This window comes from Yoonia maritima, assembly GCF_003003285.1.
GTDB lineage: Bacteria > Pseudomonadota > Alphaproteobacteria > Rhodobacterales > Rhodobacteraceae > Yoonia > Yoonia maritima.
In genome coordinates this window covers 298,794-324,222 of sequence record NZ_PVTP01000002.1, presented here as the reverse complement: position 1 = coordinate 324,222, position 25,429 = coordinate 298,794, and the positions used below count along the sequence as shown (strand labels likewise).

Genomic DNA, 25,429 nt, shown 5'->3' with positions numbered 1-25,429 from the left:
TCCGGTCCGCCTAGTGAGGAGGCAGACCGGTGAATTGAGGGGTCGGTGAATGGGTAATCTATGCAAAGCCTGTTGGCAGACCTTTGTTGCGCTAGCTTTAGTCTGTGCGACCGGAACGCATCTGCATACCCACTTATTATGCCCCCCCACAATTGGGCTAATTTTCGCCCACTTGCGACACTGCCCTGCATATGAACACCCGCAGCCACTACGTTATTTTCCGAATATTTCGGGAAAGCTGACCTGCGCGACTTTTACGTCGATCTGCAGCATGGCCTCGTAATCGGCGGGATCAAATGGATCTTCGGCTGGGATCACCTCTCGGCCAAACAGCCAGCTGATGCGTCCAGCATCTAGGTTGCCGCGCACAAATGGTTCTTCACCAAAGTGTTCCCATAGTGCCTGCATAAAACCGGCGTCGGCGCGTTTGTCGGGTGGACGGCGATCAGGGTAACGGACGCGTTCCGTCAATTCTGTCGCACCATCCTTATTGGCACGACGAAGCACGAACTGAAAGTCCGTACCCGGCAAGCGCCCCGGAAAGCCGCGATGTTTATCCATATATGGCAATGCCATGATGTACCCTTTTTCTATTGTGGTCTGCGCGGATCAGATAACCCAAACCCACAGACGGCAACCAGCGCGAAAACGCGCGCGGCACCTTTATCACAACGGAATGTTGTCGTGCTTTTTCCACGGATTTTGCAGCTTCTTGCTGCGCAAGCTTGCAAAGGCCCGGCATACCCGTTTGCGTGTCGAATGCGGCATGATCACTTCGTCGATGAACCCTTTTTCGGCTGCGACAAATGGATTGGCGAAACGATCTTCGTATTCTTTCGTCCGCTCCGCGATTTCCTCGGGGGATTTGCCGCGGTGGATAATCTCGGTGGCGCCCTTGGCGCCCATCACCGCGATCTCAGCAGTCGGCCACGCATAGTTGAAATCACCGCGCAGGTGTTTTGACGCCATCACGTCATATGCGCCGCCGTATGCCTTACGGGTGATAACAGTAACTTTAGGTACGGTGGCCTCACCATATGCAAAGAGTAATTTCGCTCCGTGCTTAATAACGCCACCGTACTCTTGCGATGTACCAGGGAGGAAACCGGGCACGTCAACAAGGGTCAGGATCGGAATTTCAAAAGCATCGCAGAACCGCACAAAACGCGCGGCTTTGCGTGAACTGTCGATATCCAGACAGCCAGCCAGAACCATCGGCTGGTTCGCCACGACACCGACTGTCGATCCTTCAAGGCGAATAAATCCAGTCAGGATATTCTTAGCAAACTCTTCCTGAATTTCATAAAAATCGCCTTCATCCGCGAGCTTATGAATAAGCTCTTTCATGTCATAAGGTGCGTTCGGGTTATCAGGGATCAGCGTATCAAGGCTGTCCTCGATCCGGTTCACGTCATCAAAAAACGGACGAACAGGTGGCTTCTCGCGGTTATTCAGCGGCAAGAAATCAACCAAACGACGCGCCTCGGCCAAGGCCTCGACATCATTATCGAACGCACCGTCTGCGACACTGGATTTTTTGGAATGGGTCGATGCACCCCCCAGCTCTTCGGCGGTCACGACTTCGTTCGTGACAGTTTTCACAACGTCTGGACCAGTCACAAACATATAGCTGCTGTCTTTGACCATAAAGATAAAATCGGTCATCGCCGGGCTATACACGGCCCCGCCCGCGCAAGGCCCCATGATCAGGCTGATCTGTGGAACAACGCCCGATGCCATAATATTGCGCTGGAAAACTTCGGCATAGCCCGCAAGCGACGCAACGCCTTCTTGGATACGCGCCCCGCCCGAGTCGTTGATACCAATCACTGGCGCGCCATTTTGCATCGCCATATCCATGATCTTGCAAATCTTTTGGGCGTGGGTTTCCGACAACGAACCACCAAAGACAGTGAAATCCTGCGAGAACACATAGACCATGCGACCGTTGATTGTGCCCCACCCCGTCACAACGCCGTCACCTGCTGGGCGGTCAGCCTCCATCCCAAAGTCGGTGCAGCGGTGTGCAACAAACATGTCGAATTCTTCGAACGAGCCTTCGTCAAGCAACAGGTCAATCCGCTCGCGCGCGGTCAGCTTGCCTTTGCTGTGCTGTGCAGCGATCCTACGCTCACCACCGCCAAGCCGCGCGATGCCACGCCGGTTTTCGAGCTCTTGCAAAACATCCATCAGATCGCCCCCTTCGTCAATTCAATATCTACCCATAACCGCAAATAGCACCGCCAAGAAGCACGAAGGCGAATATTTGCAAATTATCCAGTTAGCGAATTTTAGTTTTTGCAAATGTGCAAATTTTTGCTATTTGGTCAAAATTTATCAAAACCCTGAATAGACATCCTAGATGCGCGGCCCTACCTCTTGGAAATGAGCAATTTACCTTTCATTCGTTTTTTAGATCGAACCACCCCGCCACATATCGTAACGCTCGTGCTTATTACTGGCATGTCGGCGTTAAGCATGTCGATTTTCCTGCCATCCCTCGCCAAGATGACGGCCTATTTCGACACGGATTACGCGATCATGCAGATCGCCCTTTCCGGCTACCTCGCGGCGACCGCCGTACTGCAAATATTCATCGGACCAATTTCGGACCGATACGGCAGACGCATTATGATTATGGGCGCACTGACAATTTTCGTCATCGCATCTATCGGCGCACTTCTTGCACCCACAGTACAGACCTTTTTGTTTTTCCGCATCTTACAGGCTGCCGTTGCCACGTCACTGGCACTTAGCCGCGCCATCGTACGCGATATCGTTTCCCAAGAAGAAGCGGCATCCATGATGGGTTACGTCACGATGGGTACAGCACTTGTCCCTATGTTCGGCCCGATGGTCGGCGGATTACTGGACGAAGCATTCGACTGGCACGCCATATTCATATTTCTAGCGGTCGCAGGATTTGCCACACTAATACTGGTTTACCTAGACCTCGGTGAAACCGTTGCAAAAGGCGGCGTGAGCTTTCGCGATCAGGTCAAAGCATATCCAGAGCTACTCGGCTCGCCTCGATTTTGGGGCTACGCCCTGTGCAGCGCATTTTCATCTGGCGCTTTCTTTGCACTGCTGGGCGGAGCATCGTTCGTCGGTAGTGAAATCTTTGGGCTTTCCCCAATGTGGAGCGGGATCGCACTTGGCGCACCAGCCATTGGATATGCAGTCGGCAATTACCTGTCGGGGCGATATTCGGTGAAAGTCGGCATCAACAAGATGGCCATTATTGGCACGAGCCTTACCATCTTGGGGCTTGGCGCATCAGCAGCCCTGACGCTCGGCGGCCTTGTCCATCCGCTCAGCTTCTTTGGGTTTTGCGTTTTCCTCGGTCTTGGCAATGGCATCGCCCTTCCGAACGTCATGGCCGGGTCAATCTCGGTCAGACCGCACCTTGCCGGTACGGCCAGCGGGTTAAGCGGCGCGATCATGATCGGAGGCGGCGCAGCGCTGTCGCAATTTGCTGGCGGCATTCTGACGGTCGAAACAGGCACCTTGCCATTGCAACTATTAATGCTGGGAACTGCCGTACTTTCATTGCTGTCGGTATTGTTTGTCGTCTGGCGGGAACGCAAGATCACTTGACCCCACCTTTGCATTAGCTAATTTAAGTTAGCAAACTTGCAAAGGTAGCCAGATGGCCGTTCAAAAACTCTATGCGGGCGCAAAGCTACGCGAACTACGTGGACGGCTATCGCTGACGCAAAAGGACTTCGCAGGCAAGCTTGGCGTATCCCTGCCCTACTTAAACCAGATGGAAAACAATAACCGCCCCGTATCGACGGCGGTGGTACTAGGGTTGGCGCAAGAATTCGGGTTCGACGTGACCGAATTGCAAGCCGGGGACGAGGCACGCCTTGTCGGGGACATGCGCGAAGCGATGGCCGATCCGGTCCTAAGCGGCGCGGCCCCTGCCCTTGCTGACCTGCGACTGGTTGCGGCAAACGCCCCTTCGATTGCACGTGCGTTTCTGGATCTACACGCCGCTTATCGCCAAACTCATGAACGACTGGCCTCCCTAGACGAAGCATTAGGCCGCGAGGATGCCCGCCTACAACCCAGCCCGTGGGAAGAGGTGCGCGATTTCTTTCACTATTGCGACAACTACATCGATGCTGTGGACCGAAGCGCCGAACGATTTGCAAGCCAACGCAAACCAGATGAGACAATCGCGGACGCCGTTATTCGTGCGCTGTCAATCCAGCAAATCAACGTCATTTACGGCGACACCAATACGGTTCGCCACTACGATGCGCCTAGCAAAACGCTAACCATTTCGCGCTATGCCCATCCCGCGACCCAAAGCTTCCAATTGCTGCTACAGCTCGCACTGATCACCCAAGAATCGTTGCTCGACGCAACACTGGACCTTGCCCGTTTTCAATCACCCGAGGCCCGCAGCATCGCGAAGGTCGGACTTGCGAACTACTTTGCGGGGGCCGCACTGATGCCGTACGGCGCATTCCTAGACGCTGCACAAAAAGAGCGACACGATCTAGAAGTGCTTGCGACACGTTTCGGCGCATCCATCGAACAAGTCGCGCACCGTCTTTCGACCATGCAGCGCCCGGGCGCTAAGGGCATCCCTTTCTTCTTCGTACGCGTTGATCAGGCGGGCACGATTACCAAACGCCACTCCGCCACGACGCTACAATTCGCGCGTTATGGTGGGGCCTGCCCGCTATGGAACATGCACCAAGCATTCGAAACACCGGGCCAATTCTTGCGCCAACTTGCAGAAACGCCCGATGGTGCTCGGTATTTCTGCCTTGCCCGAGACGTTAGCAAATCGGGCGGCGCATATAATGTGCCAACACGGCGCTATGCGATTGGATTAGGGTGCGAGGTGCGCCACGCACCCGCTTTGGTCTATGCGGATCACATGGATTTGGGCGCAGCAGACGCCTATGCCCCGATCGGGATTTCGTGCCGAATCTGCGAACGCCGCAATTGTCATCAGCGGTCAGTACCCCCACTTGAACGCCAGTTGCGCGTCGACCCAAATACGCGCGGCGTACTGCCCTATCAAATCGACTGAACGTCACTCTAGGAAAGAAAACACAATATGGAACTGACAGGCACACGTGTCATCGCTGCAGACATTGATACGGTCTGGGCGCATCTGAACAATGCTGAAACCTTGCAAGCCTGCATTCCGGGCTGTCAGGAACTGACGGGATCAGCCGAAGACGGATTCGCCGCAGTGGTCAAACAAAAGGTCGGCCCGGTATCCGCGACCTTCAAGGGTGAGGTAACGCTTGAAAACGTTAACGCTCCGAACAGCTATACTATCGTTGGTGAAGGCAAAGGCGGTGTTGCGGGATTTGCCAAGGGACGCGCAGATGTCACGCTAGAAACCGTCGATGAAGGGACAGAGCTAAGCTACGTGGTCGATGCAAAAGTGGGTGGCAAACTGGCGCAATTGGGCAGCCGCGTGATTGGCGGATTTGCCAAAAAGATGGCAGATCAGTTCTTTGAAAAATTTCAAGAAACCGTCGAAGGCAGAGACAGCGATGCCTCTGCCTAAGATGTGAATTAGGCCGCGTTTGCTAGCAAATTCGCGATTTGGTCTTTCAGGGCCAACCGTTCTTTGCGCATCTGCGCCATGTTCAGATCGTCTGTCGGTTCTACGTCGGTTTCGGCGCGATGTACCGCACGGTTGAGCGCGTGGTATTCATCATACAGCTTCGCGAAATGCGCATCAGATGCTTTTAGCTGCTGCATCGCTTCAACTTGATTTGGGAATTCCTCTAGCAGTTCATGAGGTGTGTGAGACATGGTTCTATCCTTCTGATGTCCAATTGAGGTCATCATAAAACGGCCCGTATGATCTCACATTGATCCGGATCAACAAATTCAACGACGTGCGGGGCGCCATCCTGCTGCTTCAGCCTCGGTTACGGTACAAAACCAGCGCTCGCCGGTTGAGGCGTTTATCCCGGTGCGATCATAGTTTTGATTTCCCGGAACATGATAGATTTTGCCGCTGTCCGATATATTACCCTTGATCACGCAATCGGTCGTCGGAGCATTGCGTTCTGCGACCTGTTCCGACCGATACTCGGCAGGTGCCTGCACCTGAAAACCCCAAAGCCCCCGGCCCATAATTGCCGCGGCCTTTTCATCGAGATCATAATCGCCTGAATATTGCCGATAGGCCCAAGCATATCCAGCATTCACAATCGCTGCGCCCATGTCCGCACCATCGACAGTGCAACGTGCAACGATGCGCCCATATCGATCAGTATCAACCTTAGTGCATCGCGCCTCGCGGCCTTCGTATTGCACCAAGACTGCATTGCGCGCCCAAGCACCGCAATCCCATTCGTCACCATTCGCCGAACACGGCTGCCCCATCTCAGGCGCATCAATGCCATGCAAACGCACCCGAACACCGCCAACGTCCAACGTATCCGCGTCGATCACGTGGATAACACCGTTGGGCGCAGCCAATGCAGGCGACGCAATCAGTGTAAAAATCAAAAAAGACCAAAACCGGAACATGCCGGTTAACTAGTTGTTAACACCGCCCCCGTTCAAGGGGCGATGTTAATAAAGGTTAACGCTGTGATGTTTCCCAGTTTGGGTTGATCCAAGGCTCATCGTTCACAGCTGGCAACGGGTTACGCTGCAGAATGTGATCAGACACTTTTTCTCCGACCATGATCGACGGCGCGTTCAGGTTCCCGTTGGTAATACGCGGGAAGATAGAGCTATCAGCAAGCCGCAGACCTTCAACCCCGATCACGCGAGCCTCTGGATCAACAACAGCCATTGGGTCATCAACCGCGCCCATCTTGCAGGTGCCACACGGGTGATAAGCACTTTCGGCATGTTCGCGGATAAAGTTATCCAACTCTTCGTCAGACTGCGCGGCTTCACCCGGTTGGATCTCATGACCACGATATTCGTCAAACGCCGCTTGCCCAAAGATTTCGCGGGTCAGGCGGATACATTTGCGGAAATCTTCCCAATCGGAAGGGTCGGACATATAGTTGAACTCAATCTTCGGATTGTCGTTCGGATCACTCGAGCGCAACGTAACCTGCCCACGCGATTTCGATCGCATCGGGCCGACGTGTGCTTGGAATCCATGCCCTTCCGGTGCGACCTTGCCATCGTAACTGACCGCAATCGGCAAGAAATGGAATTGGATATCAGGGTAGTCAACACCCTTGTCAGAGCGAATAAATCCCGCACTTTCGAACTGGTTCGAAGACCCCAGACCGGTTTTCCAAAGCAACCATTCCAGCCCGATCTTGGCCTTGCCGCGCAGGTTCCAATAGGAAAACAGCGTGACAGGTTTGGTCGCTGCTTGTTGAATGTAAAGTTCCAAGTGGTCTTGCAGGTTTTGCCCGACGCCGGGACGGTCTGCGACGACTTCGATACCATGTTCAGCCAGATGATCCGCTGGACCGATACCAGACAACATCAGCAATTTGGGCGAGTTCAACGAAGACGCCGCGACGATGACTTCGACGTTGGCTTTGATCACTTCGACCTTATTGCCACGGCTGACTTCGACGCCAACAGCCTTGCCATTTTCGATCACGATACGACGCGCAAAGGCACGGGTGATGTTGCAGTTGGCGCGTTTCAACGCAGGCCGTAGATATGCATTCGCAGCCGACCACCGGTACCCTTTGTAAATCGTCGCATCAAAGGGGCCAAAGCCCTCTTGCTGCTGACCGTTGTAGTCACCTGTGACAGGGTAACCCGCCTCTTCACCCGCTTTTACAAACGCGCGGGTCAGGGGGTTTTTACGCGGTCCACGTGTGACATGAAGCGGGCCATCGTTGCCGCGCCATGCAGGATCACCGCCGTGACCACCATCGTGCCAGTGCTCCATCCGTTTAAAATAGGGCAACACATCGGCGTAGGACCAACCCTGCGCACCGCTTTCGGCCCAATGATCAAAATCACGTGCGTGACCGCGCACATAGATCATCCCATTGATCGAAGAGGATCCCCCGATGACTTTGCCACGCGGTGTGACCAACGACCGACCACCCAGATGCGGCTCGGGCTCTGTTTTCAGGCCCCAATCATACATCTTCATGTTCATCGGATATGACAGCGCTGCTGGCATCTGAATGAACGGACCACGGTCTGAACCACCGTGTTCGATGATAAGCACCTGCTTACCTGCCTCAGCCAGACGATACGCCATGGCACAACCGGCCGAACCGGCCCCAACAATTACATAATCTGCTTGCATCAGAACGGTGCCTCGACTTCGCCCATCGCCACGTACACGCCTTTGATCTGGCTATAATGTTCGATCGCGGCTTTGGAGTTTTCACGCCCGACACCTGACATTTTCGACCCACCAAATGGAGCCTCAACCGGTGCAAGGTTATAGGTGTTGATGTAGCATGTGCCTGCCTCAAAACCGGCGGCCATACGATGCGCACGGGTTAGATCGGCGGTGAACACACCAGCGGCCAGACCAAATTCGGTCGCATTGGCGCGCTCTAGAACTTCTTCTTCGGTGTCGAAATCAAGCACGGACATCACCGGCCCAAAGATTTCATCGCGAGCGATGGTCATGCCGTCAGTGACGTCTGCAAATACCGTGGCTTCTAGGTAGAAACCTTCGCCATCCACACGTTTGCCACCTGTCACAAGCGTCGCACCTTCCTCATTGCCTTTGGCAATGAAGCCTTCAACGATATCGCGCTGACGTTCCGACACCATCGGGCCAAAGTTCACATCGGGGTCTTGCGGATCACCCATTTTGATACCCGCAAGCCGTTCGGTCATACGTTTCAAAAACGCATCCTTGATGCCCTTTTGCACGAACACACGTGTACCGTTCGAACAGACCTGACCTGTGGAATAGAAGTTACCAAGGATTGCGCCAGAAACGGCATTTTCCAGATCGGCATCGTCAAAGATAACCAATGGCGATTTACCACCCAATTCCATGGTTACATGGCGCATACCTTCGGCAGCAGCGGCATAGACCTTGCGGCCTGTTGGCACTGAACCAGTCAGAGATACTTTATCAACGCGCGGGTCACTGATCAGCGATGCGCCGACTGCACCGTAGCCTTGGATCACGTTATAAACGCCAGCGGGGGCGCCTGCCTCGACCAAAATTTCCGCGACTTTCAGCGCGCAAAGCGGTGTCATTTCAGACGGCTTGAACACCATCGCGTTGCCACAAGCCAATGCAGGTGCGGCTTTCCAACATGCGATCTGCGTGGGGTAGTTCCATGCGCCGATCCCGACACAAACGCCCAACGGCTCGCGGCGGGTATAGACGAAATCTTCGCCTAATTGGATGTGTTCGCCCGTGATGCTAGCGGCCAACCCGCCGAAATATTCCAACGCTTCGGCACCGGATGTCGCATCTGCAACGGATGTTTCCTGATACGGTTTACCCGTGTCATAGGTTTCCAGCACTGAAAGTTCATGGTTGCGTTCGCGCATGATGTCAGCAGCTTTGCGCAACACACGACCACGGTCGGTCGCGGTCCAGCTGGCCCATTCCTTTTGCGCGCGTTTGGCTGACGCCAATGCTTGTTCAACAATCGCCGGGGTCGCGGCATGTAGGGTCGCGATAGATTTGCCCGTCGCGGGGTAAATCACATCGATCACCTCGCCTGCGGTATCTTCGACATATTGGCCATCGATAAAGTGGCTAGCGGTAGGTTGTGTGGTCATGGCAGGTGCCTCCGGCGGGAGTATTTGAAACAAGATGAGGGGGGGTTATTCGCCACGTGGAAAACGTTGGCCTTCCTCAAGAACATTTAGGTCCATGTGATTGCGCATGTAGCGTTCAGACGCTTTTTGCAGCGGCTGGTAATCCCATGGGTAGTAATTACCATTGCGCAGGGCCTCATAGACGACCCAGCGGCAGGCTTGTGAGTGGCGCACATCGGCGTCGAATTTGGCAAGGTCCCATCGGGCCTCAGATTTTGCGCGAAGCTGTGCGACTGTGCCTTGGTGTTCGGCGACTTCGGCAAGGTTGGTAAGTTCATGCGGGTCGGCGTCCATGTCGAACAACTGATCCGCATCTAGTGCGCAGCGGTTATATTTCCATTTGCCATAGCGCAGGGACACAAGCGGCGCGTAGCTACCTTCTGCGGCGTACTCCATTGCCACGGGTGTATCGCGTTCACCGCCCTGCCCCAGATGCACAAGGCTTTCGCCGCTGGTCCATGGCATGACTTCGGACATATCCACGCCCGCGATATCACAAAGCGTTGGTGTTACGTCGATGCTGCTCACTGGTGTTTCGATCAGGCCCGGCTTCATCTCTGGGCTTGCGATCATCAGCGGCACGCGCGCCGATCCATCAATGAACGACATCTTGAACCACATACCGCGTTCGCCCAGCATATCGCCATGGTCGGACACGAACATGATCGTAGCCTCTTGCCGCGAATCCTTTAGCGTTTGCAGGATTTCACCAATCTTATCGTCGAGATAGCTGATGTTCGCGAAATACGCCTGGCGTGCCCGACGGACATGTTCGGGTGTGATGTCGAAATTCTTGGCATCCATCGCATCATACAGGCGCTTCGAATGCGGATCGAGATCGTCGTAAGCGATTTCACCGACTGTCGGATCAAGATGTTCGCAATCGTTGTACAGGTCCCAGTATTTCTTGCGGGTCACATAGGGATCATGTGGATGCGTAAAGCTGACGGTCAGGCACCAAGGGCGCGCGTCATGCCCACGCGACAGATCATAGATTTTACGGGTCGCGTGATATGCGACCTCGTCATCATACTCCATCTGATTGGAAATTTCCGCGACACCTGCCCCGGTGACCGACCCCATGTTGTGATACCACCAGTCAATCCGTTCGCCGGGTTTACGGTAATCAGGGGTCCAGCCAAAATCAGCTGGGTAGATGTCGGTGGTAAGCCGCTCTTCGAACCCGTGCATTTGGTCTGGTCCGACAAAATGCATCTTGCCCGATAGGCAGGTTTGGTATCCCGCCCGGCGTAAGTGGTGTGCATAGGTCGGGATACTAGAAGCAAATTCCGCAGCGTTGTCATAGACCCCGTTTCGGCTGGGCAGTTGGCCAGACATAAACGCAGCACGCGCAGGCGCACACAACGGTGACGCCGTATAGCTGTTTTTAAAACGGGTCGAACGCGCGGCCAATGCTTTGAGGTTTGGCGCATGTAGCCAATCAGCAGGGCCATCAGCGAACAGCGTGCCGTTCAACTGGTCGACCATGATGATCAAGATATTTGGTTGGCTCATGCGTGTTCCTTTAATTCGGCCTGCAGCAGGGCAAGCACATGTTCTGTAGCGTCCATCCCCATCTCGCTGCTTTGGTCAAGACCCCGACGTAGGTAGAGGCCATCAATCAGCCCAGCGATTCGCTCGGCCGCGGCATCTGCGCGATCACCGATCAGCGGGCGCAGGTCATAAACAAGGTTACTATGTAGGCGGCGTTGATAAATTGTCAGCAAACGTTGGGCTTCAGCGCTGGACTGCGCCAAAACGTAAAAATTCAGCCACGCGGCAATGACTTCGCGACGGAAATTCGAATTCGTGAAGCCTGCGCGAATAATCGCCTGTAATCGCGATACATTATCGTCTGCCATGGCTAATGCGCCGCGCACTTCGGCACCATAAACTGTCAGCGTATGTCGCATCGCAGCCAAGAAAATTTGGTCTTTGCCACCAAAATAGTGATGCGCCAAGGCAGATGACATGCCGGCACGCTTAGCAATACGGCTAACCGTTATGTCCAGCGTCCCTGCGGCACCGATTTCGTCAATCGTCGCTTTCACTAGCGCTGCGCGACGGATAGGTTCCATCCCAAGCTTTGGCATCTAATTCTCACTGTGAGGTTGCCAAAGCAGACTAGATTGTTCTTTATTGACTCGTCAATCAAGAAAAAGATCCAAAACTGGGAGCTATGAAATGAAACTCAAATCAACTTTGTCCGTACTGGCGATCTGCGCTGCGGCACCTGCACTGGCAGACTGCGACACAGTGCGCTTTTCCGACGTAGGTTGGACAGACATCACTGCGACAACTGCGGCGACGTCTATTGTGCTTGAGGCACTGGGCTATGAGACAACAACGGACATCCTGTCTGTACCTGTCACTTACGCATCAATGGCCGAAGGCGACATCGATGTGTTCTTGGGCAACTGGATGCCGACAATGGAAGGCGACATCGCGACATACCGCGAAGCTGGTACAGTCGACACCGTCCGCACAAACCTTGAAGGCGCGAAATACACGCTGGCGACAAACGCTGCTGGTGCTGCTGCAGGAATCACTGACTTCGCATCTATCGCCCAAGCCAAAGACGCGCTGGACGGCAACATCTACGGCATCGAAGCAGGTAACGACGGCAACCGCCTGATCATGGACATGATCGACGCTGATGCATTCGGCCTAGACGGTTTCGAAGTTGTCGAAAGCTCTGAGCAAGGCATGCTGGCACAGGTTGAGCGCGCAAACGACCGTGACGAGCCTGTTGTATTCTTGGGCTGGGAACCACACCCAATGAATGCCAACTACGAAATGACTTACCTGCCCGGTGGCGATGACTACTTTGGCCCGGACCTTGGTGGTGCGATCGTTGCGACCAACACACGTGCTGGCTATGTCGCTGAATGTACGAACACTGGTAAGCTGCTGGAGAACCTCGTTTTCACACTCGCTATGGAAAACGAAATCATGGGTGCGATCCTGAACGACAACGTTGATCCAGAAGACGCAGCCAAAGCATGGCTGGCTGGCAACGCCGATACATGGACACCATGGTTGGACGGCGTAACAACCAAAGACGGTGGCGACGCGGTTGCTGCTGTGACAGCTGCACTGGCTGAATAAAAAACAGATTGGGGGGCCGCATGACGCGGTCCCCTTTTCATTACGACTAAAGGGACGATGATGGACTGGCTAACAGAACATAAAATACCAGTCGGAGACTGGGCCGAGACCGCCGTGGATTGGCTCAAGACCTATGGGCGCGCATTTTTTGACACGCTAAGCGACGGGCTAGATTGGATGATCGACGGGATCGTCTGGTGCCTGCAAACGCCGCCGATGTTCTTAATCATTGCCCTGTTCATTGCCCTGACTTGGGTTTTGCAGCGCTCTTGGAAAGTATGCGTGCTGGTGCTGCTGTGCCTACTTTTCGTTGTGAACCAAGGATACTGGGAAGAAACGACTGACAGCCTTGCGCTGGTACTATCGTCGTGTGTGGTTTGCATGGGGCTCGGCGTGCCGCTAGGTATCTTCTTTGCGCACCGCCCAAAGCTGTACCAAACATTTAGCCCGATTTTGGACTTGATGCAGACGCTACCTGCCTTCGTCTACTTGATCCCAGCAATCGTGTTTTTCGGGCTTGGTATGGTGCCGGGACTATTCGCGACTGTGATCTTCGTGCTGCCCGCACCAATTCGGCTTACATATCTGGGCGTCTCCAATACCCCTACCCCGCTGCTAGAGGCCGCTGAATCTTTCGGTGCAACAGCCTCGCAGCGCCTATGGAAAGTCGAACTGCCCTATGCATTCCCGCAAATAATGGCCGGTCTGAACCAAGTCATCATGCTGTCACTGTCGATGGTCGTGATCTCGGCTTATGTCGGCGCGAATGGGTTGGGTAAGCCTGTCGTGCAGGCCTTGGGGCGTAACGACCCCGGCCTAGGATTTGAATCTGGATTTGTCATCGTGGCCGTTGCAATCATGCTGGACCGGATGCTGCGGGTGAACACAAAATGAGTGCTGTAGAATTTGATAACGTCTCGATCGTATTCGGGAACAAACCGCTGTCAGCCCTACCATTGATGGACGAAGGTCAGGAACGCGAAGACATTCGCGCAGCCACCGACCAAATCCTTGGCGTGCATAACTGTTCGCTGAACGTTGAAGAAGGTGAGATCCTTGTACTGATGGGCCTGTCCGGGTCTGGCAAATCGACATTGCTACGGTCGGTCAACGGGCTGAACCCCGTCGTGCGCGGCGATGTTCGGATCAAGACGTCGCAAGGCATTACATCCGTCACAAACGCCGACAAAAAGACGCTACGCGAATTGCGACTGCACGACGTTGCGATGGTGTTTCAACAGTTTGGCCTGCTGCCGTGGCGCACCGTGCGCGACAATGTTGGGCTCGGACTTGAACTGGCTGGAATGGATAAGGCTGCCCGCAACAAGCGGGTGATCGAAGAATTGTCATTGGTTGGGCTTACTGATCGTGCGGATGCGCTGGTGGGTGAACTATCCGGCGGTATGCAGCAACGTGTTGGGCTTGCCCGTGCATTCGCGACCGATGCCCCAATCCTACTGATGGACGAACCCTTCTCGGCGCTTGATCCGCTGATCCGCACGAAGTTGCAGGACGAATTGCTGGACCTGCAAAAGAAACGCAACCGTACCATCATCTTTGTGAGCCACGATTTGGACGAGGCGTTCAAAATCGGCAACCGCATCGCAATTATGGAAGGCGGCCGGATCGTGCAGTGTGGTACGCCGCGTGACATCTTTACGAACCCGGTGAACGACTATGTTGCCGAGTTCGTCGCGCATATGAACCCGCTTGGTGTTCTTACCGCGCGTGATGTGATGACGGATGGCACCTGTGACGGGCCGGAGATCGACGTTGAAACGCCAGTGAATGACATCATCTCACAGATCGAAACAGAAGCACTGCAAGTCACCCAAAACGGTGCGCCAGTGGGTCAGATCACCCAAAGTTCGCTTCTTGCGCGGCTCGCGCCGACAACGCCAACAGAATAAAACAACCTGCGCCGGTTACACCTTTGTGGCTGTGACCGGCGGGGTAATCTGACGACGCGCGACGGCTTCGCGCCAAGTGATAAAGCTGACCGACGCCATAATCACAGCGCCACCAAAAATCACCCAGCCGTCAACGCCTTCGCCAAACACCACAGCTCCCAACAGCACAGCCCATACCAACTGTAAGAACGTGACCGGTTGGGTGACAGTCAGTGGTGCCGCGGCAAAAGCCAGCGTCATCGCGTAGTGGCCAGCGGTCGCGAAGCATGCGACCAAGAACAGCCAACCCAATTGCGGCAGTGTCGGCGTCACCCAGACCGCGATCGCGGCTGGAGCAAGGCCGATAGTCACGGTGATGGACAACATGCCAACGATCACAGGGGCAGAGACTTCACCAGACAACTGCTTTGCGATCAGATATCCGATGGCGAAACAAACTGCGGTTCCCAGCATCGCGATATGGCCCGGCTCAATTGCTTTGACACCCGGTCGCAGGATTATGAGCGCGCCGATCAGCGCGACAACCACAGCGGCCAACCGGCGCGGTGGTAAACGTTCTCCCAAAAACAGCGCCGCCCCGATCGAGACATAGACTGGCGAAAGATAATTCATCGCGGTCACCTCGGCGATGGGAATGCGCGCCATAGCAAAGAACCACAGGATCACGGCAATGGTGTGAACGACCCCGCGAAAGGCAAATAGCTTAATCTGACGCTTCGTCAGATGGGCGTCCAAAATCGGCTTTATCATCGGGATCAGGAAAACCACCCCGAGCAAATAGCGTAGGAATGCCGCCTGCGCTGCGGGCACCCCGTTACCGACATGTTTTACGACCGCGGTAACGCCAACGAACATCAACCCTGTGACGATCATCCAGCCGACCCCGGCGATGGGCCGTGATTGTTTTTGCTTATCCATGGGCAAGTCGTGTCACCCCGATCCAAAATTGGCAAGCAGGGGGCGCGATGATTTTTAGCTAAAAATCATCTGGTAGAAGCCGCGCAGGCAGCATAACACAGTGTCCATGAAAATACTGTTTCTTGGCGATGTTATGGGCCGCGCCGGCCGCACTGCAATTAGCACACATCTTCCGCGACTGCGCGAAGAATGGAAGCTCGATTTTGTTGTCGTGAATGGTGAAAACGCAACGGCTGGCATGGGCCTGTCCGGCGATCATGCGAAGATCCTGCTTGATGCGGGTGCTGATGTTCTGACGCTGGGCGATCATGCGTTTGATCAAAAGGACATGCTGTCCTTTATCGCAAACGAGCCACGCATCATCCGCCCTTTGAACTTTTCCAAATCCGCACCCGGTGTTGGCGCCCGGATTTTCAACGCCCCCGGCGGGCGCAAAGTGCTTGTTGCGCAGGCGCTCGGTCAGGTGTTTATGAAACGCCCGTTTGACGATCCGTTCTCGGCGCTTGATGGGTTGCTGAAACAATACCCAATGGGTGGCCAAATTCAGGCGAGCCTTGTCGATATTCACTGTGAAGCCACATCGGAAAAGATGGCGACAGGCCATTTCTGCGATGGCCGCGCTAGCATTGTTGTGGGCACACATACGCACGTCCCAACGGGTGACGCGATGATTTTGCCCGGCGGAACCGCCTATATGACCGACGCTGGCATGTGCGGAGATTACAATTCGGTCATCGGCATGGATAAGGCTGAACCGATGCGCCGCTTTATCACTGGTATGCCAAAGGCACGCTTTACCCCTGCCAACGAAGAAGCCACCCTATCTGGCCTTTATGTCGAAACTGATGATCGGACAGGCAAAGCCACCCGCGTTGAAATGGTCCGCCAAGGTGGGCGGCTAGCACAGGCGGGCCCTGCGTAAATGCGCAAACGCTTGCCCTTCATCATTCTCTCCGCAAGACTGTAAATCATGGAAACTGTATTTCATCTTTCGCAGGCGCAGTCCGCCTTTCTAACCATGGCCGTCGTGGCGGGCATGTTTATCATGTTTTTACGCGAAGCCTTTCCGACAGAAGTTGTCGCAATGATTGGCGTGTCCATCCTACTCGTGTCGGGGGTCTTGCCTTACGACGACGCAGTCGCCGTACTTGCCAACCCTGCCCCGTGGACGATTGCAGCGATGTTCATCATCGTTGGCGCGCTGGTACGGACAGGTGCCCTGAATGCGATGACGCAGGCCGTCGAACGACAGGCCAAGATCAGCCCGGCACGGGCAATTGGCGGCAGTTTGGTTTTCGTGGCCGTCGCGAGTGCGATCATGAATAACACACCACTTGTCGTGGTTATGATCCCCGTGTTCGTACAGCTTGCGCGGACTTTGGGAACGTCGGCCTCTAAACTACTGATCCCGCTTAGCTATGCGGCGATTGTTGGTGGCACGATGACGTTGCTTGGCACGTCGACCAACCTGTTGGTTGACGGTGTTGCGCGCTCATCTGGGATGGAGCCCTTTGGTATCATCGAGATCTTACCAATCGGCGTAATTGTGGTCGCTTGGACGTTTGCCTATCTCTACTTCGCTGGTCCGCGTCTGCTGCCAGACCGGACAAGCATGGCCACTATGCTGTCTGATCGTTCCAAAATGCGGTTCTTTTCAGAGGCAATCATTCCGCCAGACAGCAACCTTATCGGTCGCGAAGTCACAGGCGTACAGCTGTTCAAACGTGACGGTGTACGGCTGATCGACGTGGTGCGAGGCGATGTATCGCTGCGGCGCGAGCTAAAGGATGTCACATTGCAAGTGGGTGACCGGGTTGTGCTGCGTACCGCCATGGCTGAGCTCCTTTCGCTACAAGCGACCAAAGACTTGCGCCGTGTTGACCAGCTGTCAGCGGTTGAGACCACCACGGTCGAGGTTCTGATTACGCCAAACTGTAAGATGGTCGGCCGCCGCCTTGGTGCGCTGCGCCTTCGTCGTCGTTACGCTGTCTACACGCTTGCGGTTCATCGTCGTGATACGAACCTTGGCCAGCAGATGGACGACATGATCGTACGTGTTGGCGACACCCTATTGCTTGAAGGTGCGCCCGAAGACATTCAGCGTCTTGCTGAAGACATGAACCTTGGTGATGTGTCGAAACCTTCGCAGCGCGCCTATCGCCGGGCCCATGCACCAATTGCTATCGGTGTACTGCTGCTTGTTGTGATCCTTGCTGCCGTTGGAGTCGCGCCGATTCTGCTGCTTGCTATTCTTGGTGTAACCGCCGTCTTAGGCACTGGTTGCATTGATGCAGACGAGGCGTTTGCCTCCGTCGACGGCCGCCTTCTTGCGTTAATCTTTGCAATGCTTGGCGTCGGGTCTGCGCTACAGTCATCAGGCGCAGTTGCGATGATCGCGGATACCTTATCGCCTGTGATGATGGTCTTGCCACCGTTCTTTGTTGTATTGGCGGTATTCGCCATGTCGTCGACCTTAACTGAACTTGTGTCGAACAATGCTGTCGCTGTCGTCATGACCCCAATCGCTATTGGTCTGGCAAGCGCACTTGGGGTTGATGCACGGCCTTTGGTCGTCGCTGTTATGATCGCGGCGAGCGCGAGTTTCGCGACACCAATTGGATATCAGACCAACACGCTGGTTTACGGTCCGGGCGGTTATAAGTTCGCGGATTTCTTGAAATTCGGCATTCCGCTGAACCTGTCGCTTGCGCCAATTGTTTCCTTCGCGATCCCCTATTTCTGGCCCTTGTAAGCAAGGGTTGCGGGGGCACCGATGGATGCCGTATAGAGACGCAAATTTACATCTATAAAGACGAGGTTTCCGATGGCTGGCCACTCAAAATGGGCGAATATTCAGCACCGCAAGGGGCGTCAGGATAAGCTGCGTTCCAAGCTGTTTTCCAAGCTGGCCAAAGAAATCACTGTGGCCGCCAAAATGGGCGACCCGGACCCCGACAAAAACCCACGTCTGCGGATGGCTGTCAAAGAAGCCAAATCTAGCTCTGTGCCAAAGGACGTGATCGACCGCGCGATTAAGAAATCGCAAGGCGGCGACGCTGAGAACTATGATGAAATCCGTTATGAAGGCTACGGCCCAGGCGGCGTTGCTGTGATCGTTGAAACGATGACGGATAACCGCAACCGGACTGCATCAACGGTACGTTCAACATTCTCAAAGAATGGCGGCAACCTTGGCGAAACCGGTTCAGTTGGCTTCATGTTCGATCGCATGGGCGAAGTCGTCTATCCGGCGTCTGTCGGCGATGCTGACACAGTGATGATGGCCGCGATCGAGGCTGGTGCAGACGACGTGCAAAGCGACGAAGAAAACCACGTTATCTATTGCGCCGACACTGACCTAAACGACGTGTCGACCGCGTTAGAGGCTGAACTTGGCGAATCCGAATCCACTAAACTGATTTGGAAGCCTAACATGACCACAGAGGTCGATGCCGAAGGTCTGACCAAACTGATGAAGCTGCTGGACACGCTTGAAGAAGACGATGACGTGCAGCGCGTTACGGCGAACTTTGAAGCCTCTGACGAGGTTATGGCTGCGTTCGCAGAAGAGTAACTTCTGCCGAAAACGCCTGTCGACTACGCCCCGTTGGGTACGCAATTTCCACATTGGATTTGACGTGCGCGGCGGGGTTTATTTTTTGGTGGGTGTCATAACACCTTGCTCTGTTACGATCAGATCAAGCGGTTGATCTGTCTGCTCGAGCGGTAACGCACTGTCTTCTTGTGCCGCATAGGTAAATCCAATCGCCATTGTTGGCTGAACCTCGCGTAGCGCCTCTAGCGTGCGATCATAGAATCCGCCGCCATACCCCAACCTGCCCCCTTGTCGGTCGAATGCGAGCAAAGGCACGATAACGATCTCAGGTATCATCCATTCGCCCGTCTCGGGGATCAACGCACCAAATGCGCCAGCCATCATTGCGCAGTCTGGTTCCCACAGTCGAAATTTCAACGGATGTGCCTCTGCGATAATCACCGGCATACCGACGAGACCATGGGCTGCCGCCTCGGCCAAGGCAGGCAACGGGTTTATCTCTGTGCGGATCGGGCTGTAGCCTGCAATCGGCACACCACGATAACCGGCCAGTACTTCGCTTAAGTACCCAGACGCAGCCACAGCGCCATCATGTGCCTCCTTACGGCGCACAAAGGCCGCTTTGCGGGCAGCCGATTTGTCGATCATAGCAACCACATGGCAGCAAGCCCGAGGAAGGCAAAGAATCCAACAACATCCGTAACCGTTGTCACGAATGCGCCGGAGGCAAGTGCCGGATCAATACCAAAGCGTTCGAGCATGACTGGGATAACTGCACCGGCCAACCCTGCGATAACCATATTGATCACCATTGCCACGCCGATCACAGCGCCAAGCATCGGGGAACCGAACCATAAGATGCCAACAACCCCCATCACCACCGCAAAGATGAGCCCGTTAATCAGACCAACCAGCACTTCGCGCCGGATGACCCGCCAGACGTTTGCAGCAGTCAAATCTCGGGTTGCGATGGCGCGCACGGCAACTGTCAAAGACTGCGTCCCCGCATTCCCACCCATTGACGCGACTATCGGCATCAACACTGCCAGCGCAACAAGCCCAGCAATCGTTTCTTCGAACAATGAAATCACAAGTGACGCAAAGATCGCGGTCAGAAGGTTCACGGCAAGCCATGGAAATCGCTGTTTTGTCGTTTCAACCACACGGTCAGACAGCGACCCTTCACCAACACCAGCAAGGCGCAGAATATCTTCCTCGGCTTCTTCCTCAAGGAACGCCATCGCGTCATCAATCGTAATCACGCCGACGATCCGATCATCGTCATCAACCACCGGGGCAGTGATCATGTGATAGTGATTGATCGCTTGCGCGACCTCTTCAACGTCTTGGGTGACGTGGAATGTGCGAAACGTATCTTCGGTCAGGGTGGCAAGTGGCGTGTCGCGTGGATGGCTAAGGATACGTCCAAGGGTGACGTACCCTGTCGCCTTAAGCCGTGGATCGACCAAAACCACGTGATAAAACTGCTCAGGCAGCACCACGTCAGAACGCAAATAGTCAATCGCATCACCCACAGTCCAATGTTCTGGTGCGCGCACCAGTTCTGACTGCATGTGGCGACCGGCCGATTCTTCTGGATACGACAGCGCCTGTTCAACAACGACCCGGTCACCCGCGTCCAACGCGCCAAGAACGGCTTCTTGCTGGTCATCGTCCAGATATTCGACCAGATCGACGACATCGTCGCTTTCCAATTCACGAACAGCCTCGGCCAGGTCGGCAGGCGCAAGTTGTTCGATAATCTCTTCGCGCAGGTTTTCGTCCAGTTCAGACAGGGTATCCCCGTCCATACCGCCCTTCCAAACGGCAATCAGGTCACGGCGGTCGCGGCCGTTAATTTGCTCGATGAGGTGGGCAATATCAGCGGGGTGTAAAGGGTCCAGCAGTGCGTCAATCGCGTCCGAATCTTCGGCCTGTACGGCATCCAACACATCCGAGACAAGACGATCGGTGATACCAAATGCTTCGTCTTCGTTGATTTCTAGTTGCTCTGCCATGACCTGCCCTCGCTACCTCCTGCAACATAGCCAATCACGACCTGCTGGCAACGCCATTCAGCGATTTACCCCACCGTAGCCGCCCCATATGATCAGGCTATGACAAAGCAACTTCTTCTTGGCCAAACGCTTGGCTTTTCGGGCAATCCTTTGATTGGGGATTGGAATGACGCCGTACAGTTCGATAGCGCAGGTGCTGTGCTGATCGAGGGCAAACAAATAAGCGCAGTTGGTTCGGCCGCCGCCCTGCGCGCGGCCCATCTGGACGCAAAAGTTACCGATTACGGCGATGCGCTGATCAGCGCGGGCTTTGTCGATGCCCATATGCATTACCCGCAAACCGGCATCATCGCGAGCTGGGGCAAACAGCTGATCGACTGGCTGAATACCTATACCTTCCCCGAAGAAGCCCGATTCAGCGACCCCAAGTATGCAACCGAAGTCGCGGAACGTACGCTCGACCTTGCGCTTGACCACGGCACCACCACGCTCACCAGTTTTTGTACGATCCATCCTGCAAGTGTCGATGCGTTTTTTGGCGCTGCCGCTGATCGCGATATGGCCGTGATTGCGGGTAAAACCTGCATGGACCGCAATGCGCCTGACAAGCTGCAAGACACCGCGCAATCGGCCTATGATGACAGTAAGGCGTTGCTTGAAAAGTGGCATGGCAAAGGGCGTGCCAGCTATGCGATTACGCCACGGTTTTCACCGACATCGACGCCAGAACAATTGGCCGCGCTTGGAGCGCTCTGGTCCGAACACCCCGACTGCCTGATGCAGACACACCTGAGTGAACAACTCCCCGAGATTGCTTGGGTGCGTGACCTGTTCCCAGATTCCCGTGACTATCTGGATACTTACGAGGCATTCGGGCTGTTAGGTGCTAAGGGCCTGTATGGCCATGCCATCCACCTTGAACAGCGCGAGATTGACCGACTGAACGAAGTCGGTGCCGCAGTCGTGCACTGCCCGACGTCCAATACGTTCATCGGATCAGGACTATTTGATCTGATGGGGTTGGCAAAGACTGGGCTGTCCATCGGGCTTGCCACTGACACAGGCGGTGGATCGTCGTTTTCGATGCTGCGCACCATGGCTGCAGCTTATGAGATCGGCCAGTTGCGCGGCACGGCATTGCACCCTGCCCAACTGATGTGGCTCGCAACAGAAGGGTCGGCAAAGTCACTGCACATGTCCGGGCAAATTGGTCATCTGGGCGCGGGTGCGATGGCGGACATTACTGTGCTTGACCTTGGTTCAACGCCCGCGATTTCGCAGCGTTCAGGCCGAGCGGCCGACATTTGGGACGCGCTATTCCCAACGATCATGATGGGCGATGACCGCGCGATCAAAGACGTGTGGATCGCAGGTCAAAAGCGACGGGCCTAATTCGCCAGTCGCTGCGCCAAGTCGTTCTGTCTGCGAATGGTCGCGCCCAGATCAATCGTTACCAATTGCCCATCCGCAACAACCTGATGGCCCTCAACAAACAAGTCGCGTACTTTCTGAGGTCCCGCCAGCACAACTGCCGCAGGATCCCATGACCCTGCGTTTTCAACGGTCTGCGCATCCCACAGGGCAATATCCGCGCGTTTGCCAACTGCGATCTGACCGCAGTCATCGCGCCCTAAAACCTGCGCGCCACCACGTGTCGCGATTTCTAGCGCTTCGCGGGCTGACATAGCATCCGCCCCATTTTTGACTCGCTGCAAAAGCATCGTTTGACGTGCTTCGCCCATCAAGTTGCCGATGTCATTGCTTGCCGATCCATCTACACCCAATCCAACGTTTACGCCTGCATCTCGCATCTCGCGTATAGGCGCGATGCCGGAACCAAGCCGACAGTTGGAACAGGGGCAATGCGCAACACCTGTCTGCGACTGTGCGAACAGATCAATTTCTTGACCGTCCAGTTTCACGCAATGCGCGTGCCAGACATCATCACCCGTCCAACCCAAATCTTCGGCGTATTGACCGGGCCGACAGCCGAATTTTTCAATAGAATAGGCAATATCTTCGTCGTTCTCAGCCAGATGGGTATGCATCATCACGCCCTTATCGCGGGCAAGAATAGCAGCATCGCGCATCAGATCACGCGATACGGAAAACGGACTGCAAGGGGCCACGCCAACCCGCACCATCGCGCCCGGGTTTGGATCGTGGAATGCATCAATAACGCGGACGCTGTCTTCTAGGATTGCCCGCTCGTTTTCGACAAGAGCATCAGGCGGCAAGCCACCGTCGCTTTCGCCAATGCTCATCGCACCGCGCGTGGCATGAAAACGCAAGCCAACCTCTTGGGCGGCGGCGATTGTATCATCCAACCGCGATCCGTTTGGATAAAGGTACAAATGGTCCGACGTCAGCGTACAGCCCGATAGCGCCAATTCAGCCAACCCGACTTGGGCAGAGATGAACATTTCTTCCGGGCCAAAGCGGGCCCAGATGGGATAGAGGCGTTGTAGCCAGCCAAACAGCAACGCGTCTTGCGCACCCGGCACAGCGCGGGTCAGTGTTTGATACAAGTGGTGGTGCGTATTCACGAGGCCCGGCGTCACAATACGACCATTTGCATGAACCGTGGCACCCTGCGTCTCAAGCCCCTGCCCGACTGCCGCGATGACGCCATCGCGGATCAGAATATCCGCACCTTTCAATTCACGGCGTGCGTCGTCCATCGTCAGAACGATATCAGCATTTTTGATGAGCGTCTCAGCCATTCAGGCTCTCTTGCAGGATCGCCATAGCCTCGGCGTGGATATCTGGGTTCGCTGCTGCCAGCGCACGACCACCATGGTGTGCAGGTCCGCCATCCCAATCAGTCACAATACCACCAGCCGCTTGGATCACTGAAATTGGGGCCTGAATATCATATGCATTCAACCCTGCCTCGATCACAAGGTCGACCTGTCCTGCTGCCAACAACGCGTAGGCATAGCAGTCCATACCGTACCGGGTCAATTTCGCCTGCCCGGCGACAGCGTAAAACGCGCGTCCTTCATCGGCGGTACCCACCTCTGGGAAGGTCGTCAGCACCGTCGCATCAGACAATTTGCTTTGCGCGATACATTCTAGAGTATGAGTTCCGCGCGGCCCTGTGACTTCGGCAATACCAAAGCCACCAATGAACCGTTCACCAATGTAGGGTTGGTCAATTATGCCAAACAATGGACCCGTTTCATCTGCCACAGAAATCAGCACCCCCCAAGTCGGCGTGCCACTTATATAGCCACGTGTGCCGTCGATCGGGTCAAGCACCCATGTCAATCCAGACGTGCCCGGGGTTTCACCGTATTCTTCACCCAAGATACCATCTTGGGGTCGTTCACGGGCGATAATCTCACGCATTGCTTGTTCAGCCGCGCGGTCTGCAACAGTGACAGGATCAAAGACCTGACCACCCTTGTCGTCTGCAACCAATGCAGGAGTTCTAAAATGCAGCAGGGTCTCGGGCCGCGCTGCATCTGCAAGTAAATTTGCCACGCGGATCAACTCCGCCTGAAGGGTCGTGTCCAATGGCATGAGGCTGTTCCCAACTGCGCTACGTTACCATATGCGGTAACGTGCGGCAGTCGTGATGGTCAAGCCGCTTAAGCAGCTTCGCTTAGAACGCGCGCCAAATCAAAGAGGCGGCGACGCTGGTTTTCTGGGATAGCGTAGTAAGACCGTAGAAGTTCGAGCGCTTCTTTATCTGTCAGAATATCTCCCGGCATGTTGCCGTTTGCGCCATCTGCCTGCACCTGTTCGTCCAGACCTTCAAAGAAGAAAGATACAGGGACGTCCAGTACCTTTGCGATATCCCAAAGACGGGACGCGCTGACGCGGTTCATACCGGTTTCATATTTCTGAATTTGCTGGAACTTAATTCCAACATTTTCGGCCAACTGCTGTTGCGTCGTGCCGTTCATCCAACGGCGATGACGAATACGCTTCCCCACGTGTACATCGACTGGGTGTTTCATTGATCGTTTCCTTAGTTCAAAATAATTGCGGCATTTTGTGTTCCGCGTCCCGATAGGCACCGCACACTTTGCCTGAGTGAGCCACATCCGGTACCGTGCTAACGGAATGCACGCCCAGAAAAGAACACGCAACGGTTGCAACCCATTACCTTACCTTAAGGACAGGTTCTGGCGTGCTTGTTCTCGATCAAACGGTAAAAAAACGAGCAAATTGTAAAGATGTCAAAGTTTTCG

At 54.9% G+C, this 25,429-nt stretch carries 24 protein-coding genes; 10 read left to right on the top strand and 14 right to left on the bottom strand.

The genetic code is table 11. The features are described from left to right. Positions 1–213: 213 nt before the first annotated feature. Together CLV80_RS04205 and CLV80_RS04200 are read right to left on the bottom strand one after the other, a co-directional pair. Positions 214–576 carry a hypothetical protein gene (locus CLV80_RS04205; protein WP_106355153.1) on the bottom strand — a complete coding sequence of 121 codons (363 nt, stop codon included), beginning with the start codon at positions 574–576 and terminating at the stop codon, positions 214–216. A gap of 90 nt (positions 577–666) precedes the next feature. Next, positions 667–2,193 (bottom strand): acyl-CoA carboxylase subunit beta, encoded by a 1,527-nt coding sequence (locus CLV80_RS04200; protein WP_106355151.1) that lies wholly within the window; start codon positions 2,191–2,193, stop codon positions 667–669. A 192-nt stretch (positions 2,194–2,385) separates the two neighbouring features. Between CLV80_RS04200 and CLV80_RS04195 the strand changes: the two genes are divergently transcribed. Genes CLV80_RS04195 through CLV80_RS04185 form a run of 3 tightly spaced genes read left to right on the top strand, consistent with a single transcriptional unit; the run spans position 2,386 to position 5,539 of the window. Beyond that, positions 2,386–3,597: a multidrug effflux MFS transporter gene (locus CLV80_RS04195; RefSeq protein WP_106355149.1), complete on the top strand. Its 1,212-nt coding sequence runs from the start codon at positions 2,386–2,388 to the stop codon at positions 3,595–3,597. Between the two features lie 52 nt (positions 3,598–3,649). Beyond that, positions 3,650–5,050, top strand: a complete 1,401-nt coding sequence (locus CLV80_RS04190) for a helix-turn-helix domain-containing protein (protein ID WP_106355147.1) — start codon at positions 3,650–3,652, stop codon at positions 5,048–5,050. 27 nt (positions 5,051–5,077) lie between these two features. Then, a complete protein-coding gene (locus tag CLV80_RS04185) occupies positions 5,078–5,539 on the top strand; it encodes an SRPBCC family protein (protein ID WP_106355145.1) in 462 nt (153 codons plus the stop codon). Between the two features lie 8 nt (positions 5,540–5,547). Here CLV80_RS04185 and CLV80_RS04180 read toward each other — a convergent pair whose 3' ends face one another. The 6 genes from CLV80_RS04180 to betI all read right to left on the bottom strand — a co-directional run bounded on the left by CLV80_RS04180 (position 5,548) and on the right by betI (position 11,813). Next, complete coding sequence (locus CLV80_RS04180; protein WP_106355143.1) at positions 5,548–5,790, bottom strand: HP1242/YdcH family protein; 243 nt, start codon at positions 5,788–5,790, stop codon at positions 5,548–5,550. 78 nt (positions 5,791–5,868) lie between these two features. Further along, positions 5,869–6,495 carry a thermonuclease family protein gene (locus tag CLV80_RS04175; protein WP_311135514.1) on the bottom strand — a complete coding sequence of 209 codons (627 nt, stop codon included), beginning with the start codon at positions 6,493–6,495 and terminating at the stop codon, positions 5,869–5,871. Between the two features lie 76 nt (positions 6,496–6,571). Further along, entirely contained in the window at positions 6,572–8,230 is a 1,659-nt protein-coding gene (gene betA / locus CLV80_RS04170; RefSeq protein WP_106355139.1) for a choline dehydrogenase, read from the bottom strand. Beyond that, a complete protein-coding gene (gene betB / locus CLV80_RS04165; RefSeq protein WP_106355137.1) occupies positions 8,230–9,681 on the bottom strand; it encodes a betaine-aldehyde dehydrogenase in 1,452 nt (483 codons plus the stop codon). The genes betA and betB overlap by 1 nt, the downstream gene beginning before the upstream one ends. A gap of 45 nt (positions 9,682–9,726) precedes the next feature. Beyond that, positions 9,727–11,235 (bottom strand): choline-sulfatase, encoded by a 1,509-nt coding sequence (gene betC, locus CLV80_RS04160; protein ID WP_106355135.1) that lies wholly within the window; start codon positions 11,233–11,235, stop codon positions 9,727–9,729. After that, entirely contained in the window at positions 11,232–11,813 is a 582-nt protein-coding gene (gene betI, locus CLV80_RS04155) for a choline-binding transcriptional repressor BetI (RefSeq protein WP_106355132.1), read from the bottom strand. Before betI ends, betC begins: the two co-directional genes overlap by 4 nt. A gap of 91 nt (positions 11,814–11,904) precedes the next feature. Between betI and choX the strand changes: the two genes are divergently transcribed. From choX to choV, 3 genes are read left to right on the top strand one after another with little or no spacing between them, the layout of a single operon-like run. Then, on the top strand, positions 11,905–12,828 hold the full coding sequence (gene choX, locus CLV80_RS04150; RefSeq protein ID WP_106355130.1) for a choline ABC transporter substrate-binding protein: 924 nt from the start codon (positions 11,905–11,907) through the stop codon (positions 12,826–12,828). 60 nt (positions 12,829–12,888) lie between these two features. Next, the gene (gene choW, locus CLV80_RS04145) at positions 12,889–13,722 is read left to right on the top strand and encodes a choline ABC transporter permease subunit (protein WP_106355128.1); all 834 of its coding nucleotides are present in this window, start codon (positions 12,889–12,891) and stop codon (positions 13,720–13,722) included. Then, a complete protein-coding gene (choV, locus tag CLV80_RS04140; protein WP_106355126.1) occupies positions 13,719–14,738 on the top strand; it encodes a choline ABC transporter ATP-binding protein in 1,020 nt (339 codons plus the stop codon). Before choW ends, choV begins: the two co-directional genes overlap by 4 nt. A 15-nt stretch (positions 14,739–14,753) precedes the next feature. Here choV and CLV80_RS04135 read toward each other — a convergent pair whose 3' ends face one another. Beyond that, the gene (locus tag CLV80_RS04135) at positions 14,754–15,656 is read right to left on the bottom strand and encodes a DMT family transporter (protein WP_106355124.1); all 903 of its coding nucleotides are present in this window, start codon (positions 15,654–15,656) and stop codon (positions 14,754–14,756) included. A 106-nt stretch (positions 15,657–15,762) separates the two neighbouring features. Between CLV80_RS04135 and CLV80_RS04130 the strand changes: the two genes are divergently transcribed. The 3 genes from CLV80_RS04130 (at position 15,763) to CLV80_RS04120 (ending at position 19,230) form a co-directional block, all read left to right on the top strand. After that, the gene (locus tag CLV80_RS04130; protein ID WP_106355122.1) at positions 15,763–16,578 is read left to right on the top strand and encodes a TIGR00282 family metallophosphoesterase; all 816 of its coding nucleotides are present in this window, start codon (positions 15,763–15,765) and stop codon (positions 16,576–16,578) included. 48 nt (positions 16,579–16,626) lie between these two features. After that, positions 16,627–18,408 (top strand): SLC13 family permease, encoded by a 1,782-nt coding sequence (locus tag CLV80_RS04125; RefSeq protein ID WP_106355120.1) that lies wholly within the window; start codon positions 16,627–16,629, stop codon positions 18,406–18,408. Between the two features lie 72 nt (positions 18,409–18,480). Further along, positions 18,481–19,230 (top strand): YebC/PmpR family DNA-binding transcriptional regulator, encoded by a 750-nt coding sequence (locus tag CLV80_RS04120; protein WP_106355118.1) that lies wholly within the window; start codon positions 18,481–18,483, stop codon positions 19,228–19,230. A 78-nt stretch (positions 19,231–19,308) separates the two neighbouring features. Here CLV80_RS04120 and CLV80_RS04115 read toward each other — a convergent pair whose 3' ends face one another. Further along, entirely contained in the window at positions 19,309–19,860 is a 552-nt protein-coding gene (locus tag CLV80_RS04115) for a 5-formyltetrahydrofolate cyclo-ligase (RefSeq protein ID WP_106355116.1), read from the bottom strand. After that, positions 19,857–21,230, bottom strand: coding sequence for a magnesium transporter (gene mgtE / locus CLV80_RS04110; protein WP_106355113.1), 1,374 nt, complete (start codon positions 21,228–21,230; stop codon positions 19,857–19,859). Before mgtE ends, CLV80_RS04115 begins: the two co-directional genes overlap by 4 nt. A 99-nt stretch (positions 21,231–21,329) precedes the next feature. Between mgtE and guaD the strand changes: the two genes are divergently transcribed. Beyond that, positions 21,330–22,622, top strand: a complete 1,293-nt coding sequence (guaD, locus tag CLV80_RS04105) for a guanine deaminase (RefSeq protein WP_106355111.1) — start codon at positions 21,330–21,332, stop codon at positions 22,620–22,622. Here guaD and CLV80_RS04100 read toward each other — a convergent pair. The 3 genes from CLV80_RS04100 to CLV80_RS04090 all read right to left on the bottom strand — a co-directional run bounded on the left by CLV80_RS04100 (position 22,619) and on the right by CLV80_RS04090 (position 25,195). Further along, entirely contained in the window at positions 22,619–23,953 is a 1,335-nt protein-coding gene (locus CLV80_RS04100) for an 8-oxoguanine deaminase (protein ID WP_106355108.1), read from the bottom strand. The genes guaD and CLV80_RS04100 overlap by 4 nt on opposite strands. Continuing rightward, the gene (locus tag CLV80_RS04095) at positions 23,946–24,755 is read right to left on the bottom strand and encodes an inositol monophosphatase family protein (protein ID WP_106355106.1); all 810 of its coding nucleotides are present in this window, start codon (positions 24,753–24,755) and stop codon (positions 23,946–23,948) included. The genes CLV80_RS04100 and CLV80_RS04095 overlap by 8 nt, the downstream gene beginning before the upstream one ends. 68 nt (positions 24,756–24,823) lie before the next feature. Further along, a complete protein-coding gene (locus tag CLV80_RS04090) occupies positions 24,824–25,195 on the bottom strand; it encodes a helix-turn-helix domain-containing protein (RefSeq protein ID WP_106355104.1) in 372 nt (123 codons plus the stop codon). Positions 25,196–25,429 lie beyond the last annotated feature (234 nt).

What these genes read in the sequence shown, in the direction of transcription:
- CLV80_RS04205 (WP_106355153.1), bottom strand. Translation starts at nt 576, where the DNA reads ATGGCATTGCCATATATGGATAAACATCGCGGCTTTCCGGGGCGCTTG.
- CLV80_RS04195 (WP_106355149.1), top strand. Translation starts at nt 2,386, where the DNA reads ATGAGCAATTTACCTTTCATTCGTTTTTTAGATCGAACCACCCCGCCA.
- CLV80_RS04190 (WP_106355147.1), top strand. Translation starts at nt 3,650, where the DNA reads ATGGCCGTTCAAAAACTCTATGCGGGCGCAAAGCTACGCGAACTACGT.
- CLV80_RS04185 (WP_106355145.1), top strand. Translation starts at nt 5,078, where the DNA reads ATGGAACTGACAGGCACACGTGTCATCGCTGCAGACATTGATACGGTC.
- CLV80_RS04180 (WP_106355143.1), bottom strand. Translation starts at nt 5,790, where the DNA reads ATGTCTCACACACCTCATGAACTGCTAGAGGAATTCCCAAATCAAGTT.
- betA (WP_106355139.1), bottom strand. Translation starts at nt 8,230, where the DNA reads ATGCAAGCAGATTATGTAATTGTTGGGGCCGGTTCGGCCGGTTGTGCC.
- betB (WP_106355137.1), bottom strand. Translation starts at nt 9,681, where the DNA reads ATGACCACACAACCTACCGCTAGCCACTTTATCGATGGCCAATATGTC.
- betC (WP_106355135.1), bottom strand. Translation starts at nt 11,235, where the DNA reads ATGAGCCAACCAAATATCTTGATCATCATGGTCGACCAGTTGAACGGC.
- betI (WP_106355132.1), bottom strand. Translation starts at nt 11,813, where the DNA reads ATGCCAAAGCTTGGGATGGAACCTATCCGTCGCGCAGCGCTAGTGAAA.
- choX (WP_106355130.1), top strand. Translation starts at nt 11,905, where the DNA reads ATGAAACTCAAATCAACTTTGTCCGTACTGGCGATCTGCGCTGCGGCA.
- choW (WP_106355128.1), top strand. Translation starts at nt 12,889, where the DNA reads ATGGACTGGCTAACAGAACATAAAATACCAGTCGGAGACTGGGCCGAG.
- choV (WP_106355126.1), top strand. Translation starts at nt 13,719, where the DNA reads ATGAGTGCTGTAGAATTTGATAACGTCTCGATCGTATTCGGGAACAAA.
- CLV80_RS04135 (WP_106355124.1), bottom strand. Translation starts at nt 15,656, where the DNA reads ATGGATAAGCAAAAACAATCACGGCCCATCGCCGGGGTCGGCTGGATG.
- CLV80_RS04130 (WP_106355122.1), top strand. Translation starts at nt 15,763, where the DNA reads ATGAAAATACTGTTTCTTGGCGATGTTATGGGCCGCGCCGGCCGCACT.
- CLV80_RS04125 (WP_106355120.1), top strand. Translation starts at nt 16,627, where the DNA reads ATGGAAACTGTATTTCATCTTTCGCAGGCGCAGTCCGCCTTTCTAACC.
- CLV80_RS04120 (WP_106355118.1), top strand. Translation starts at nt 18,481, where the DNA reads ATGGCTGGCCACTCAAAATGGGCGAATATTCAGCACCGCAAGGGGCGT.
- CLV80_RS04115 (WP_106355116.1), bottom strand. Translation starts at nt 19,860, where the DNA reads ATGATCGACAAATCGGCTGCCCGCAAAGCGGCCTTTGTGCGCCGTAAG.
- mgtE (WP_106355113.1), bottom strand. Translation starts at nt 21,230, where the DNA reads ATGGCAGAGCAACTAGAAATCAACGAAGACGAAGCATTTGGTATCACC.
- guaD (WP_106355111.1), top strand. Translation starts at nt 21,330, where the DNA reads ATGACAAAGCAACTTCTTCTTGGCCAAACGCTTGGCTTTTCGGGCAAT.
- CLV80_RS04100 (WP_106355108.1), bottom strand. Translation starts at nt 23,953, where the DNA reads ATGGCTGAGACGCTCATCAAAAATGCTGATATCGTTCTGACGATGGAC.
- CLV80_RS04095 (WP_106355106.1), bottom strand. Translation starts at nt 24,755, where the DNA reads ATGCCATTGGACACGACCCTTCAGGCGGAGTTGATCCGCGTGGCAAAT.
- CLV80_RS04090 (WP_106355104.1), bottom strand. Translation starts at nt 25,195, where the DNA reads ATGAAACACCCAGTCGATGTACACGTGGGGAAGCGTATTCGTCATCGC.